This is a genomic window from Vibrio sp. 1641 (assembly GCF_033339995.1).
GTDB classification, from domain to species: Bacteria; Pseudomonadota; Gammaproteobacteria; order Enterobacterales; family Vibrionaceae; genus Vibrio; species Vibrio alginolyticus.
Genome location: NZ_JAWOVP010000093.1, coordinates 1 through 839, shown reverse-complemented (window position 1 = coordinate 839; position 839 = coordinate 1). Strand labels below are relative to the sequence as shown.

Here is an 839-nt window from a genome sequence, read left to right as displayed (position 1 = left end):
CGGGCAGCCGTATTGGTTTGCTTGGCCGCAACGGCGCAGGTAAATCGACCTTAATCAAACTGCTTTCAGGTGAACTTAAAGCGCAAGGCGGCGATCTCACCTATTCGCAAGGCGTAAAGATCGGCTACTTTGCTCAGCACCAGTTGGAGACGTTGCACCCAGAAGAAACACCACTGCAGCACATGATGCAGATTGCACCGGATCAAACAGAGCAGCAACTACGCGATTACCTAGGTAGTTTTGGTTTCCAAGGCGACAAGGCGCTAGAAAAAGTCGCACCGTTCTCTGGTGGTGAAAAGGCACGCTTGGTGCTGGCGTTGATCGTGTGGCAAAAACCAAACTTATTGCTACTCGACGAACCAACCAACCACCTAGACTTAGACATGCGCCAAGCGTTAACCATGGCTCTGCAAACGTTCGAAGGTGCGATGGTGATTGTTTCACACGACCGCTACTTACTGCGCGCAACCACCGATGATTTGTACTTAGTGCATGATCGCCAAGTTGCGCCATTCGATGGTGACCTAAACGACTACTACAAATGGTTGACCGAACAACAAAAAGCCGAGCGAAAAGAAGCACAAGCGTCGCAACCAGTTAAAGATACCGCAAACAGTGCCGCTGCGAAGAAAGAGCAAAAACGTCGCGAAGCGGAATTTCGTAAACTGACGGCGCCAATTCGCAAAACCCTGACACAATTAGAAAATAAAATGGATAAGTTAGGTGTAGCACTGGCAGAGGCTGAAGAACAATTGGCGGATAACTCACTGTATGAAGCCGAAAATAAAGCTAAACTAAATGAAGTGCTGGCCCTTCAAGCTTCGAGCAAATCAGAACTT

At 48.6% G+C, this 839-nt stretch carries 1 protein-coding gene; it reads left to right on the top strand.

Going from position 1 to position 839, the window contains the following annotated elements:
• Positions 1 to 839, top strand: an 839-nt coding sequence (locus R7Z47_RS24340; protein ID WP_318130703.1) for an ATP-binding cassette domain-containing protein, incomplete at both ends; no start/stop codon positions are given.